This is a genomic window from Cellulomonas sp. ES6 (assembly GCF_030053835.1).
Lineage (GTDB): Bacteria > Actinomycetota > Actinomycetes > Actinomycetales > Cellulomonadaceae > Cellulomonas.
In genome coordinates this window covers 3,775,461-3,789,261 of sequence record NZ_CP125655.1, presented here as the reverse complement: position 1 = coordinate 3,789,261, position 13,801 = coordinate 3,775,461, and the positions used below count along the sequence as shown (strand labels likewise).

The window sequence follows — 13,801 nt, the reverse complement described above, 5'->3', positions numbered from 1 at the left end:
GCGACTGTCAAGAGAGCAAGTGGCAGACTGCGTCCATGGCGACGACCGACCGACCGGCGGCCCCCACCGACGGCACCGACAGCCCCGCCCCGGACGGCGTGGACCGAATCCTCGAGCAGTGGGCGCGCGAACGCCCCGACCTCGACACCGAGGCCATGGGGATCTTCGGCCGGATCTTCCGCCTCGCCCGCGCCGGCGGGGAGGCGACCGCCGCCGCCTACGCCCGATCGCACCTGACACGCGGCGACTTCGACGTGCTCGCCACGCTGCGGCGCGCCGGGAACGGCGGCGACCTATCCCCCTCCGCGCTGTCGGCCACCCTCATGCTGACCACCGGCGGGATGACGCAGCGGCTCGACCGCCTAGAACGCGCCGGGCTCGTCCGGCGCAGCCCGGACCCGGCCGACCGTCGCGGCCTGCGGATCAGCCTGACCGACCGCGGCGCCGACGTGGTCGACCAGGCGGTGGCCGACGGGCTCGCCGCCGAGCAGCGGCTGCTGGCCGGCATCCCGGCGCAGCGTCGGAGGGAGATCGACGCCATGCTGCGGGAGCTGCTCGCGGCGGTCGAGCCGTCCTGATGCGCGATCCTGGAACACGCGGCTCCACGCGACGCCGAGCGTCTGGACGCAGGATCGACCGGTGGTGACCGACGACGAGGTGGTGGCCCCGGGCGTACGCCCCGTCCCGATCGGGTCGCTGCCGGGCTGATCCACACCGCGCCCCGCGTCAGAGCTCCGCGACCCGCGGCACCGCCGGCGCGACGTGGTCCCGCACCCACGTCGCGAGGCTCAGGTCCGCCGGCGGCCGCAGGATGACGGTCTCGACGCCGAGGTCCGCGTACGGCCGCGCCGCCGCGACGAAGCCGTCGACGTCGCCGGTCAGCAGCTCGTCCCCGCCCATGAGCATGGTCACGCGGATGTCGGCGAAGTCCCGGCCGACGGCGTCGCAGTGGCCCCGCAGCACGTCGAGCTTGTGCGCGACCTCCTCCGGCGTGGAGGAGAACAGGTTGCACGCGTCGCCGTACTGCGCGACGAGGCGCAGCGTCTTGCGCTCCCCCGACCCGCCGACCATGATCTCCGGCCCGGTGCCCGGGCGGCTCAGCGGCAGCGGCGAGCACAGCGTCTCGGCGAGCTGGTAGTGCTCGCCCTCGAACGGGCCGTCCGCGCCGGGCGTCCACATCTGGCGGCAGATGCGCAGCGCCTCCTCCAGGCGCTCGAACCGCTCGGCCAGCGGCGGGTACGGCACGCCGAGCGCGAGGTGCTCCCGCTCGTACCAGGCCGCGCCGATGCCGAGCGTGGCACGACCGCCCGCGAGCACGTCGAGCGTCGCGACGATCTTCGCCAGCAGCCCCGGGTGCCGGTACGTGACGCCGGTGACGAGCGCCCCGAGCTGCACCGTCTCGGTCCGCCCGGCGAGGAACCCGAGCGTCGTGTACGCCTCGAGCATCGGGTCGGACGCCGGGAACCCGGCCGGCTCCATCTGGAAGAAGTGGTCCATCACGGACAGCCAGGACAGGCCCGCGTCCTCCGCCGCCTCGCCGGTGTCGGCGAGCTCCTGGCGCAGGCGGGCCGGCTCGACCGCGTCGAACCGCATGAGGTGGGCACCGAGGCGCATGGTGGCTCCCTGGGAGTGAAGTGGGTGACACCGGGGACGATGCCCCTTGGAGTGCGCTCGAAGTCAACCCGGGAGGCGGCCCCGGACGGCGTCTGCTGAGGGCAGAACGACGCGCCCGCGCGACGGCCGACCCGCGGGCTACCGTGGCCGGGACCCGCAGGAGGTGCCCCGTGCCCCAGCTCCCCGCCGCCCCTCGCACGACCCGGCCGCGACCCGAGCCGCCCCTGCGCGTCCTCGTCGGCGCGATCCTGCGACGGCACCGCGAGCGCCAGGGCCGGACGCTGCGCGACGTCGCCGACGCCGCCCGCGTGTCGGTGCCGTACCTGTCGGAGGTCGAGCGCGGCCGCAAGGAGGCGTCGTCCGAGGTGATCGCCGCCGTGTGCCGGGCACTGGGCCTGCGCATCGTCGACCTCGTCGGCGAGGCGTACGCGCAGCTCGCGCGCGCCGAGGGGCACGCGGTGCTCGACCTGACGTCGTCGCCGGCCCGGCCGCTCGGACCGGTCGCCCCCGGGACGTCGGCGCCCGTGGTGCCGCTGCGCACCCCGGCCCGGACGCCCGTGCTGCTGGCCGCCTGAGACCGGCCCGCGGGCAGCCGCGCGGGCCGCCCACGGACCGGTCGTCGTCAGGCCGCCGTCGCCTGCGGTCGCTTGACGGTCGTCACCACCGCGTCCGCGATCCCGTACTCGACCGCCTGCGCGGCGGTCAGCACCAGGTCCCGGTCGGTGTCGACGCGGAGCTGCTCGACGGTGCGGCCGGTGTGCCGGGCGAGGATCTCGTCCACCTGCCCGCGCAGCCGCAGGATCTCCGCGGCCTGCAGCTCCAGGTCCGCAGCCGTGCCCTGCCCGCCGCCCGACGGCTGGTGCAGCAGCACCCGCGCGTGCTCCAGGACGTGCCGCTGCCCCGGCGTCCCCGCCGCGAGCAGCACGGCCGCCGCGGACGCCGCCTGCCCCAGGCAGAACGTCGCGACGTCGGGCCGCACGTACTGCAGCGTGTCGTAGATCGCGAGCAGCGCCGTCACGGACCCGCCCGGCGAGTTCAGGTACAGGTGGATCGGCCGGTCCGGGTCCTCCGACTGCAGGTGCAGCAGCTGCGCGATGACGACGTTCGCGACCCCGTCGTCGATCTCCGTGCCGAGGAAGATGATCCGGTCGGACAGCAGCCGCGAGAACACGTCGGCGTGCCGCTCCCCCGTCGGTCGCTGCTCGACGACCACCGGCACCGTGTACTGGCCGGCCATCACAGACCCGCCCGGTGCAGCGTCGCGTCCGGCCGCACGTCGTCCAGCCGGGTGACCACCCGGTCGACGAACCCGTAGGCCAGCGCCTCCTCGGCGGTGAACCAGCGGTCCCGGTCGGAGTCGCGCTCGATCGTCTCGACGCTCTGGCCGGTGTGCTCGGCGATGAGGGCCTGCATGGTCCGCTTGGTGTGCGCCATGTTCTGCGCCTGGATCGCGATGTCGACCGCCGTGCCGCCGATGCCGCCCGACGGCTGGTGCATGAGCACGCGGGCGTGCGCCATGACGTTCCGCTTGCCGGGCGTGCCGGCGCTCAGCAGGAACTGCCCGGCGCTGGCCGCGAGCCCCATCGCGAGCGTCGCGACGTCGTTCGGGATCAGCCGCATGGTGTCGTACATGGCGAGCGCCGCGCTGATCGACCCGCCCGGCGAGTTGATGTACAGCGCGATGTCGCGCCGCGGGTCCTCGGCGGACAGCAGCAGGAGCTGCGCGCAGACGCGGTTCGCGACGGCGTCGTCGACCTCCTGCCCCAGCACGACGATGCGCTGGTGCAGCAGCCGCGCGGCGAGGTCGTCGTCGAAGGCTCGGGTCGGTGGGGTGGTGGCGGTGCTGGGCACGGGGACCTCCTGGGGTGTCGGGTCCCGCCACGCTCGCACCGCCCGGCCGTCCCGGGCCCGCGGGTCTGCCCGCAGCAGATCCGCCCCGAGCAGATCCCTCGCCCACCCGCGACCCGCAGGGCCGTCGAGAGTGCAGCAGATGCGGGGTTCCGGGCGTCGAACCCCGCATCTGCTGCAACCTCGACGTGGGTCGCGCGAGCGGGCGGGCGGAGCGGGCGGGGCGGGCGGCTGGGGCGGGTCAGCGGGTCAGGTCGAGCACTGCGCCCAGCGCCTCGTCCGCCGCCGAGCCCGCGACGTGCGCGGCCCCCGCCTCCGGCGCGTCGCCGACGACCACGTCCGCCACGGCCACGCTGACGTTGTCCCACGCGTCCGCCTCCAGGGCCGCCGCGACCAGGGACTCCGCGGCGGCCTCGGGGGACGCGGCGTCGCGCAGCAGCGCGAGCACCCGGTCCTCCGGGACGTAGTCCGTGAGACCGTCGGTGGCCATGAGCCAGCGGTCGCCCGGTTCGGCGTCGACCTCGAGCAGCGTGGTGTGGGTCGCGTCGGCGACGTCGCCGGCCAGGCAGTGCAGGATCACGTTGCGCCGGGGGTCCTGGGCGGCGTCGGCCGCGGAGAGGATCCCGCTGTCGACGAGCAGCTGCACGAGGGAGTCGTCGCGGGTGACGCGGCGGCCGACGCCGTCGCGCACCAGGTACGCGCGGGAGTCGCCGATGTGCAGCACCCGCATCGTGTCCTCGCCGCAGAAGATGCCGGTGAACGTCGTCGCCATGCCCGCGAGGCCGGGCTCGCGCCGGACGCGCACCGCCAGGTCGGCGTTCGCGACGGCGAGCGCCTCCCGCAGGTCCTCGTCGCTCCAGCGGCCGGTGTCCGCGGCGCGCAGCACGGCCATGAGCCGGTGCGTCACCGTCCAGGACGCGACGTCGCCGCCCGCGTGGCCGCCGACGCCGTCGGCGACGAAGGCGTAGCCCGTCGCGGAGCCCGCGGCGTCCTGGTTCTGGGCGCGGTGCGCGCCCGTGACGGATCGCAGGGCCGTGACGAGCGACAGCGGCATGCGGCACCTCCGGGAGGGACGGAGTTGTCTCGTGGTCCCACGATGCCACGTCCGGCGGGTCCCGACCGACCGGGCTGGGTGCCAGGACCCGGGCCGGACCAGCCCGGACCCGGCCGGACGGTCAGCGGATCAGCCCCCGCAGCGCCTCCGGCCGGACGTCGGTCTGGTGCGCGATGACCTCGCGCGCCCGGTCGGTCGCGTCCCACACGTTCCACAGCAGCACGCCGGCCACCCGCCCGCCGTCCAGGTAGTAGACGACGCCGGTGTCGTACGGATCGACGTGCCAGTCCTCGACGGTCTCGAGCGAGGAGTCCAGCCGGCCGACGGCCTCGTAGCCCGCGTCGAACAGGTCGGAGTAGAAGAACGGCGTGTGGTCGTAGGGCTCGTCCGCGCCGGCGAGGTTCCGCCCGGCCTGCCGGCCCATCGTCGTGGCGTTGTCGACGTGCTCGACGCGGCGGCGCCCGAGGATGCGGTCCGGGTACTGCGCGACGTCGCCCGCGGCGTACACCGACGGGTCGGACGTCCGCAGCCGGTCGTCGACGACGACGCCGTCGTCCACGTCGAGCCCGGCGGACCGCGCGAGGTCCGTCTCGATCTCCAGCCCGGCCCCGACGACGACCGCATCGGCGGCGAGCTCCCGGCCGTCCTCGAGCACGATCGTCACGCCGTCAGGCCCGGACGTCCCGGACGCGACCCGCGCGCCGCCGAGCACCTCGACGCCGCGCTCGACGTACATCCGCTCCAGGTGCGCGGCGAGCCCCGCCGGGAACGTCCCTCCGGTCAGGGTCGAGGCCGGGTGCACGAGCGTGACGCGGGTGTCGTTCTGCACCAGCGCGGCCGCCAGCTCGGTCCCGATGTAGCCGCCGCCGACCACGACGACGTGCCGCCCGCCGCCCGCGAGGTCGCGCAGCCGCTCGTAGTCCCGGACGGTGCGGAAGTAGATGACCCGGCCCGAGTCCTCCAGGCCGCCGACGCGGCGCGGGTGCCCGCTGGTGGCGAGCAGCAGCCGCCCGTACCCGAACGTGATGCCCGCGTCGGTGGTGACCGTGCGGCCGGCGAGGTCGACCGCGACGACCGACTCCCCCAGCAGCAGCTCGGCCCCGGTGTCCTCCGCGGTGTGCAGCCACACCTGGTCGAACGTGAACTCCGGGTCCGTCCAGAGCTTCTTGGTCAGGGCCGGCCGCGTCACGGGGGCGGTCGGCTCCCGGCCGACCACCGCGATCGTCCCGTCCGGGTCGACCTCGCGGATGCCGCGCGCGGCGGCGTCCCCCGCCATGCCCGCGCCGACGATGACGTAGTCGTAGCTGTCCCGCACCGTGCTCACCCCTGTCCTCGTGGTGACCTGCCTGCTCAGCGTCGCGCGCCGAGGGGCGGTCCGCCACCCCGGGGAGGTCAGCCCGGCAGGGACCCCGCCACGACGCGCCCGCGGGACACGACCGCCACGATGTTCTCGACGCGCAGCGCCGACACGTCCTCCCACGGCCGCCCGCGCAGTACCACGAAGTCGGTCCCGAGCCCGGCCCGCAGCCGCCCCGTCGTGGAGCCCAGGCGGATCGCGTCCGCGGCGTCCGACGTGGCAGACCGCAGGGTGCGCTCGGCGGACCAGCCGAACATGGCCGCCATCTGGCGCACCTCCTCCATCTGGTCCCCGAACTGCACGAACTGCCCGGACGCGTCGGTGCCGAGCACGAACCGCACACCGGCCTCGGCGGCGCGGGCGAACCCGGCGTCCCGCAGCGCGACGACGTCGCGGGCCTTGGCCTGCGCCTCGTCGGAGACCGGCCGGCGCGCCTCGGCGATGATGTCGTTGATGAGCAGCGTCGGGGCGACGGGCAGGTCCCGCTCGAGCAGCGCGGCGAGGTGGTGCTCGGCGATCGCGGTGCCGTGCTCGATGGAGTCCACGCCCTCCGCGAGCGCGATGTCGAGCCCCTCCACCGAGTGCGTGTGCGCGGCCACCAGCATGCCGAGCGCGTGCGCCTCGTCGACGGTGGTGCGGATCTCGTCGCGGGTCTGGTTGCGCCAGCCGACCTTGTCGCCCATGGAGAGCACGCCGCCGGAGGTGTAGATCTTCACGCCGGCCGCCCCGGACCGCGCCCACACCCGCACGAGCTTGCGGCACTCGTCCGGGCTGTCCGCGGTCGGCGGGCGGTGCGGGTAGTGCGGCGGGACGAACAGGTCCCCGTGGCCGGCGGTCATGCCGACCTGGCCGTGCGACAGCAGCCGCGGGCCGGCGAGCACGCCGGCGTCGAAAGCCCGCCCGACCGCGAGCTGCACGGAGTCCGCCGCGAGGTCGCGCAGCGTCGTCACGCCCGCCCGGGCGCAGCGCAGCGCGTTGGCGGCGACGTGCAGCGACCGCTCCTCCGGCGGGGTGAGGATCGGCCACGCCGACGGGTCGGCCGCGGGCGCGCCGGCCGCGTAGCCGAGGTGCACGTGCGTGTCGACGAGCCCGGGGATCACGCTGAGGTCGGTGTGCCGGGCGGGCGCCTCCTCGACGGCCAGGATGCGGTCGCCCGCCCAGGTCAGCCGGGCCGGGCCGACCTCGCGGTCGCCGTCCCACAGCGGGAGGCCGTCGAGGACGTGCTCGGGGGCGGCGTGGTGCGACATGCAGGGGCCTTTCGCAGGGAGTGGTCAGAGGGCGGGCGTGATCTCGCCGACCACGCGGCCGTCGAGGTCGACCAGCGGCAGGTGGCGCCAGCGGTCGAACGCGCCGCAGGGGTGGCTGATGCCGAGGCGCAGCACCGTGCCGGGCGCGAGGTCGGTGCCGGGCGGCACGCGCAGGAACGCGTGGTGGTCGTTGACGCCGGTGACCTCCCAGCCGGTCACGTCGCGGTCCTCGTCGCCGGGCACGCCGAGCACGCGCGGCAGCCGGTCGTCCGTCGGGGCCTCGCGGCGGCCGAAGCCGACGACCGCCAGGCCGGGCTCCGGCTGGGACAGCACGGAGGCGCGCAGCTCGAACGCCGGGACCAGCGTGCCGTCCCCGCGCCCGGAGCCGAGCGGGGACGTCCGCTCGTACACCCCGTGGTCGTGGGTCACGTAGCAGCCGGACCGCAGCACGGTCGTCACAGGGCTGTCCCAGCGGGCGGGGGCGAGCTCGCGCAGCACCAGGTCCGGGTACGACGAGCCGCCGGCGGTGACGACCGGCACGCCCGCGACCAGGCCCTCCGCGGTGATCGCGCCGACCAGGGCGCGCACCCGGCCGAGCAGCTCGACCGCGCCGCGCGGGGCGCCCGGCTCGTCGCCCGCGGGCATGAGCCCCTCGAACGCGGACACCCCGGCGAGCCGGACGTGCGGGCTCGCCGCGACCCGCCGGGCCAGCGCGAGCGCGGCGGCGTCGTCCCGCACGCCCGTCCGGCCGCCGGGGAACCCGAGCTCCACGAGCAGCGGCAGCGCGCGGGCGGGCGGCAGCGACGCGAGCTCGGCGAGCAGCAGGTCCAGCCCCGCCTCGCTGTCGACGTAGCAGAGGTACTCCGTCGCGGCGTCGGCGGTCAGCAGCTCGGAGGCGACCCACCGGATCGCACCGGCGTCGACCAGCACGTTGGCGTGCAGCACGCGCCGCACGCCCCAGGCCGTCAGCGTCCGGACCTGCGCGGGGGTCGCCGCGGTGAACCCCCACGCACCCGCCTCGGTCTGGCGCCGCACGAGGTCGCGCGACATGTGCGTCTTCGCGTGCGGGGCCAGCGCGACGCCGGCGGCCCGGCACCAGTCGGCCATGACGCGGATGTTCCGGTCGATCGCCGCGTCGTGCAGCACCATCGCGGGCAGCTCGAGGTCCGCGACGGTGAGGTCCCCGCGGCCCCCGGGCCCGACCTCCACGCGGCGCCCCGTCACGCCGCCACGCCCTGGCGCGCCGGCCGCTCGGGCCGCCCCGCGCGCAGCACGCGCCCCGCGCGCACGCCGGTGAACTCCCCGTCCTCGACGACGACGCGGCCCGCGAGCACGGTGTACCGCACCCCCGTCGGCCGCTCCCACGGCCGCTGCGGGGTCCCGGCGTGCCCGACGGTGGCCGGGTCGACCACCGCGACGTCCGCGACGAACCCCGGCAGCAGGCGCCCCCGCCCGGGCAGGCCGAGCGCGTCGACGGCGAGCGAGGTCATGGAGCGGATCGCCTCCGGGAGGTCGAGGACGCCGAGGTCGCGGACGTACCGCCCGAGCACCGTCGGGAAGCACCCCCACCCGCGCTGGTGCGCGTTGCCCACCGGCACGGAGTTGTCCGAGCCGATCGCCACCAGCGGGTCCGCGAGGATCTCCCGGACGTCCGCCTCGGCCATCAGCTCGTAGACCATCATGGCCCCCGGGTCCGCCAGCACCAGGTCGCACAGGGCGTCCCACGGGTCGAGCCCGCGCCCGGCGGCGACGTCGGCGACGCTGCGCCCGAGCAGGGCGGTCTCCGCGTGCATGCTCAGCAGCACGCCGCCCGGCGTCGTCTGGGTCCACGACCCCGCGCCCGGTCCACCCGCGAGCGCCCGGTCCCGGAGCGCCGCACGGGTCGCCGGGTCCGACAGCCGGGCCACGAGCGCCCCGCGCCCGCCGACCTGAGCCTCGGCCGGGAGCAGCGCGGTGAGGAAGCTCTCCCCCGTCGTGTACGGGTAGGCGTCGCCGTGCACGTCGACGCCCTCGGCGCGCGCGGCCCGCAGGGCGGCCAGCAGCTCGCCCGCGCGCCCGTGGTTGCGACGACCCGCGGCCTTGCAGTGCGACACCTGCACCCGCACGCCGGTGCGCCGGGCCACGTCGAACGTCTCGGCCAGGGAGTCCGCGAGGCCGTCGCCCTCGTCCCGCATGTGGGTGGCGTACGGGCGGCCCCAGCGGGCGGCGACGGCGGCGAGCGCGGCGACCTCGTCGGTGTCGGCGTACACGCCGGGCGCGTAGATGAGACCGCTCGACAGCCCGAACGCCCCGTCCACGAACGCGTCCTCGGCGAGCGCGACCATCCGGTCCAGCGCGCCCGGTGCCAGCCGCTCGGCCATGCCGTTCGCGCTGATCCGCAGCGTGCTGTGCCCGACCAGCGACGCGACGTGGTTGGTGGGGCCGTACCGCTCCACGGCGTCCAGGTACTCCGCGAACGTGCGGGGCTGGTTCCAGTGCCCGTCGACGCCGGCGGCGACGGTGCTGGAGATCGGCCGGTGCAGCTCGACCGCCCGCTCGTCCACCAGCGGGGCGGCGGAGTTGCCGCAGTTGCCGACCACCTCGGTGGTGACGCCCTGCAGCACCTTGAACGGCTGCGGCTCGGCCATGAACGGGACGACGTCGGAGTGCGTGTGCGCGTCCACGAACCCCGGGGCGACCACGAGCCCGCGCACGTCGAGCACCCGCGCGCCGGCCGGTGCGCCCAGACCCGGCCCGACGGCCGCGACCCGGTCCCCGGTCAGCGCCACGTCCGCGACGACCGGCTCCGCGCCGGTCCCGTCCACGACGGTCCCCCCGCGCAGCACCAGCGTCACGTCGGTCACGTGAGCTGCCCCATCCGCTCGGTGACCACGGCGTCCACGACGCTCAGCACCGCGTACGCGAGCATCGTCACCGCGGCCACCGTGATCGCCGACGCCCACATCGCGTCGTACCCGAACGAGCCGGCCGCCTTCGAGATCGCGCCGCCGAGGCCCTCGCCGGTGGACAGCCACTCGGCGATCATCGCGCCGGTCACGGCCGACGGCACCGCGATCCGGGCGGAGGCCAGCGTCGACGGCACGGCCGCGGGCAGGGCGACCTTGCGCAGCACCGTCCAGGACGAGCCGCCGTACGCGAGCACCAGGTCCCGGTGCTCGCCGGAGACGCTGCGCAGGCCGTACAGGATGTTCGCGAGCGCCGGCAGGAACACCACGAGGATGACGATGGCCGTCACGCCCGCCTGCCCGATGCCGAAGATCAGCGTGATGAGCGGCGTCAGCACCACCAGCGGGATCGAGCGCAGCACCATGGCGGTCGGCATGACGATCCGCTCCAGCACCGGCGACACGCAGAACACGACGGCCAGCAGGAACGCCGCGGCGAGGCCGACCACGTAGCCGATGCCGGCGTCCCGCACCGTGACGGCGAGGTCCGCGGCGATGGTCGCGCGGTGGTCCGCGGCGCCCTCGGCCGTGACGACGTAGGCGAACACGTCCCACGGCCGCTTGCCGATGAGCGGGCTCACGTCGAACGCCGCGAGCACGGCCACCCACACCCCGAGCGCGACGACGACGGCCGCCGCGAGCGTGGCGGCCCGGCGGGCGACGAACCGCCCCGTGCCGCCGGTCACGACCGGCGCTCCGACGCCCAGGGCGTCAGGACCCGCCCGACCAGCCCGACGAGCGCGTACCCGCCGAGCGCGATCAGCCCGGCCAGGATGCTCAGCGCCCACACGCGGTCCGGCTGGATCTGGCGCTGCGCCGCGTTGAGCGCCACGCCGATGCCGGAGTCGATGCCGCCGAGGTACTCCCCGACGACGGCGCCGAGCAGCGCTGCCGGGACCGCCACCTGCAGGGCGGTGACGATCGCCGGCAGCGCCGACATGAGCTGGACCGTGCGGATCTGCGTCCACCGGCCGCCGCCGTACGCGGCGACGAGGTCCAGCGAGCTGCGGCTCGCCGAGCGCATCCCGAGGATCGCGCCGACGAGGGTCGTGAAGAACACCAGCAGCGCGCCCAGGAAGATCGCGGAGGCGCGGCCGCCGAAGATCACCATGACGATCGGGCCGATCGCCGTCACGGGCAGGCACGCCGAGATGACGCCGAGCTGGGTGATGACGTCCTCCAGGCGCGGCACCACCAGCACGACGGCGGCCAGCGCCAGGCCCGCGAGGTTGCCCCACAGGTAGCCCTGCGCGGCGCGGGTCAGCGTCGGGACCACGTTCGCCTCGTAGAACGGCCAGCCGTCCGCGACCGCCGAGCGGGCCACGTCCACCGGCGACGGGAACGAGGTGCTGTTCTCCAGGTTCGCGGTCATCGCCCACCACAGGGCCAGCAGCAGGACGATGCCCACGGTGCCGCCGACCCACGGGCGGGCCAGCGCGCCGCGGAACCGCGCGGCGACGTCGCTCACTCCTCGCCCTTCGTGCCGGCGCCGCCGGGCGCGAACAGCAGGCCGGACAGGTGGTCGACGACCTCGTGGAACTCGGGCGTGCGCATCATCTCCGGCGTGCGGGGGCGCTCGAACGGGATCTCGACGACCTCGACGATGCGGCCCGGGCGGGCCGACATCACGGCCACGACGTCGGACAGCAGCGCCGCCTCCGCGATGCCGTGCGTGACCATCAGCGTCGTCGCCGAGCGCTCGGTCCAGATGCGCTGCAGCTCGAAGTTCAGGCGCTGCCGGGTCATGTCGTCCAGCGCGCCGAACGGCTCGTCCAGCAGCAGGAAGTCCGGGCGGACCGCGAGCGCCCGGGCGATGGACGCGCGCTGCCGCATGCCGCCGGACAGGTGCGCGGGCCGGGCCTTCTCGAAGCCCCGCAGACCCACCAGGTCGATCAGCTCGTCGACGATGCCGTCGTCGCGGCGCTTCTGGATCTCCAGCGGCAGCCGGATGTTCTTCTGCACGGACCGCCACGGCAGCAGCGCCGGGTCCTGGAACGCGATGCCCATGCCGTCCGCCCGCCTGCCGGGCGCGACGGGGGTGCCGTTGACCGCGACGGTGCCGGCGGTCGGCGTCTCCAGGCCCGCGAGGATCCGCAGGATCGTCGACTTGCCGCAACCGGACGGGCCGAGCAGCGACAGGAACGACCCGCGGGGCGTCGACAGGCTCACGTCCTCCAGGGCCGTGACCGTGCGCCGGCCGGAGCGGAACTCCTTGCCCAGACCGGTGATCTCGATGCCGGGCGCGGACGTGGGCGCACCCGCCCCCGCGGCCGAGGAGGCCGCGGGGACGGGTGCGGACAGGGGGGAGGACGTCACGAGAGCAGGTCCGGGTTCTCGGCGTACACCTCGTCGAGCAGCGACAGGTCGAACAGCTCGTCGGCGGCGATGTCGATGCCCGCGTAGGCGAGCGACGCGATGGTGCCCTCCTGCAGCTCGTCGGTGATCGTCAGCAGGCCGTTCGCCGCGGTGTCGTCCGACTCGATGAGGGTCGCCTGCCGCTCGAACGACAGGGTGATCGCGTCGGCGTCGTACTGCTGGTCCTTGCCGTACTCGTTGACCGTGAGGTCGACGGCGCGCTCCGGGTCGTCCAGCGCCGCGCGCCAGCCCTCGGCGGTCGCGAGGAGGAACGCCTTGACCTGCTCCGGCTGCTCGTCGATCGCCTGCTGCGAGGTCACCAGCACCTCGCCGACCATCGGCAGACCCTCGTCGGCGAGCAGGAACTCGGTGGCCGGGAAGCCGGCGGCCTCCAGGGCGGCGGCACCGGTCGTGGTGTAGCCGATGAACCCGTCGACCTGGCCGGTGGTGAGCATCGAGGTGTCCGACAGCGGCACCGTCGTCACGTCGGCCGGGTCGATGTCGTTCGCCGCGAGGAACGCGTTCCACACCAGGGTGTTGGAGTCGGAGACGGCGACGGTCTTGCCCGCGAGGTCGTCCGGCCCGGCGATCGGCGCGTCCGCGCCCGAGACGAGCGCGAACGGGTTGCGCTGGTAGGTCGCGCCGACGATCTTGAGCTCCGCACCGCCCTGGATCGCCGGGGCGGTGATGAGCGGGGAGGACAGGCCGACGAACGCCTGGCCCGTCGCGACCGCGGCCTCCGCGCTGGTGGCCGACGAGCCGCCCGCCGTCAGCGTGACCTCCGGGAAGCCGGCGTCGGTGTACAGGCCGTCCTCGACCGCGAGGTACTCGCCCGCGAACTGCTGGTTCTTCAGCCACGAGAGCTGCACGCTGACCGCGTCGAACGACTCGCCCGCGTCGTCGCCGGAGCCGGCCGCGGCGTCGTCGCCGCCACCCGAGCAGGCGGACAGCAGCAGGCCGGCGACGGCCACGGCAGCGGCGAGGCCGGCGGTGCGGCGCCGGGGGCGCGGGGTCGTGATGGTGCGGGTCACGTCAACCTCGATCACGTCGTGCGGCCACCCGGACACATCGGGTGGCCGCGGTGCCAGGGGGAGGGGTGTCGCGGGGCGGACCCGGCGACGTCCTCCATCAGACAGGCCGGGCCCGCCCGGTCGCCATGTGGGATCCTCCGAACCTGGCGCCCCCGGACGGTGCGGTCCGTTGTGCGACACACCGAGCGCGTCACACGCGCGTCACACGGGAGGACCCGCGCGGGGTCGGTCCGGCGGATCGCCCAGCGCGCGCCCCGGCCGCCCCGCCGCGTCGTTGGTGGATCGCACGAAGCAGCAGCCCACGGCCCTGTGGTTGGCTTCCGGACGAGCGTGGGGCGGACCGCGCGCAC

14 protein-coding genes are annotated in these 13,801 nt (G+C 75.5%); 2 read left to right on the top strand and 12 right to left on the bottom strand.

Annotated elements, in window-relative coordinates; genetic code table 11:
• Window positions 1–35 precede the first annotated feature (35 nt).
• Window positions 36–578, top strand: a complete 543-nt coding sequence (locus P9841_RS17590) for a MarR family winged helix-turn-helix transcriptional regulator (RefSeq protein ID WP_283319878.1) — start codon at window positions 36–38, stop codon at window positions 576–578.
• A 148-nt stretch (window positions 579–726) separates the two neighbouring features.
• On the opposite strand, the gene P9841_RS17585 is transcribed toward P9841_RS17590, so the two are convergent.
• Window positions 727–1,614, bottom strand: a complete 888-nt coding sequence (locus tag P9841_RS17585; protein WP_283319877.1) for an LLM class F420-dependent oxidoreductase — start codon at window positions 1,612–1,614, stop codon at window positions 727–729.
• Window positions 1,615–1,784: 170 nt separating this feature from the next.
• On the opposite strand from P9841_RS17585, the gene P9841_RS17580 reads away from it, so the two are divergent.
• Window positions 1,785–2,189 (top strand): helix-turn-helix domain-containing protein, encoded by a 405-nt coding sequence (locus tag P9841_RS17580; RefSeq protein WP_283319876.1) that lies wholly within the window; start codon window positions 1,785–1,787, stop codon window positions 2,187–2,189.
• A 47-nt stretch (window positions 2,190–2,236) separates the two neighbouring features.
• Here the strand turns inward: P9841_RS17580 and P9841_RS17575 are convergent, their stop codons facing one another.
• From P9841_RS17575 to P9841_RS17525, 11 genes are all read right to left on the bottom strand, one after another.
• Window positions 2,237–2,851, bottom strand: a complete 615-nt coding sequence (locus P9841_RS17575; protein WP_283319875.1) for a ClpP family protease — start codon at window positions 2,849–2,851, stop codon at window positions 2,237–2,239.
• A complete protein-coding gene (locus P9841_RS17570) occupies window positions 2,851–3,465 on the bottom strand; it encodes a ClpP family protease (protein ID WP_283319874.1) in 615 nt (204 codons plus the stop codon). The genes P9841_RS17575 and P9841_RS17570 overlap by 1 nt, the downstream gene beginning before the upstream one ends.
• Window positions 3,466–3,703: 238 nt before the next feature.
• Complete coding sequence (locus P9841_RS17565) at window positions 3,704–4,516, bottom strand: PP2C family protein-serine/threonine phosphatase (protein WP_283319873.1); 813 nt, start codon at window positions 4,514–4,516, stop codon at window positions 3,704–3,706.
• A 121-nt stretch (window positions 4,517–4,637) separates the two neighbouring features.
• Window positions 4,638–5,840 (bottom strand): NAD(P)/FAD-dependent oxidoreductase, encoded by a 1,203-nt coding sequence (locus tag P9841_RS17560; protein ID WP_283319872.1) that lies wholly within the window; start codon window positions 5,838–5,840, stop codon window positions 4,638–4,640.
• Between the two features lie 68 nt (window positions 5,841–5,908).
• On the bottom strand, window positions 5,909–7,120 hold the full coding sequence (locus P9841_RS17555) for an amidohydrolase family protein (RefSeq protein WP_283319871.1): 1,212 nt from the start codon (window positions 7,118–7,120) through the stop codon (window positions 5,909–5,911).
• A 24-nt stretch (window positions 7,121–7,144) separates the two neighbouring features.
• On the bottom strand, window positions 7,145–8,344 hold the full coding sequence (locus tag P9841_RS17550; protein ID WP_283319870.1) for a type III PLP-dependent enzyme domain-containing protein: 1,200 nt from the start codon (window positions 8,342–8,344) through the stop codon (window positions 7,145–7,147).
• Window positions 8,341–9,963: an N-acyl-D-amino-acid deacylase family protein gene (locus P9841_RS17545; RefSeq protein ID WP_283319869.1), complete on the bottom strand. Its 1,623-nt coding sequence runs from the start codon at window positions 9,961–9,963 to the stop codon at window positions 8,341–8,343. The genes P9841_RS17550 and P9841_RS17545 overlap by 4 nt, the downstream gene beginning before the upstream one ends.
• Entirely contained in the window at window positions 9,960–10,751 is a 792-nt protein-coding gene (locus P9841_RS17540) for an ABC transporter permease (RefSeq protein ID WP_283319868.1), read from the bottom strand. The genes P9841_RS17545 and P9841_RS17540 overlap by 4 nt, the downstream gene beginning before the upstream one ends.
• Window positions 10,748–11,533: an ABC transporter permease gene (locus tag P9841_RS17535; RefSeq protein ID WP_283319867.1), complete on the bottom strand. Its 786-nt coding sequence runs from the start codon at window positions 11,531–11,533 to the stop codon at window positions 10,748–10,750. The genes P9841_RS17540 and P9841_RS17535 overlap by 4 nt, the downstream gene beginning before the upstream one ends.
• On the bottom strand, window positions 11,530–12,381 hold the full coding sequence (locus tag P9841_RS17530; RefSeq protein ID WP_283319866.1) for an ABC transporter ATP-binding protein: 852 nt from the start codon (window positions 12,379–12,381) through the stop codon (window positions 11,530–11,532). Before P9841_RS17530 ends, P9841_RS17535 begins: the two co-directional genes overlap by 4 nt.
• Window positions 12,378–13,451: an ABC transporter substrate-binding protein gene (locus tag P9841_RS17525; protein WP_283319865.1), complete on the bottom strand. Its 1,074-nt coding sequence runs from the start codon at window positions 13,449–13,451 to the stop codon at window positions 12,378–12,380. The genes P9841_RS17530 and P9841_RS17525 overlap by 4 nt, the downstream gene beginning before the upstream one ends.
• Window positions 13,452–13,801: the final 350 nt, after the last annotated feature.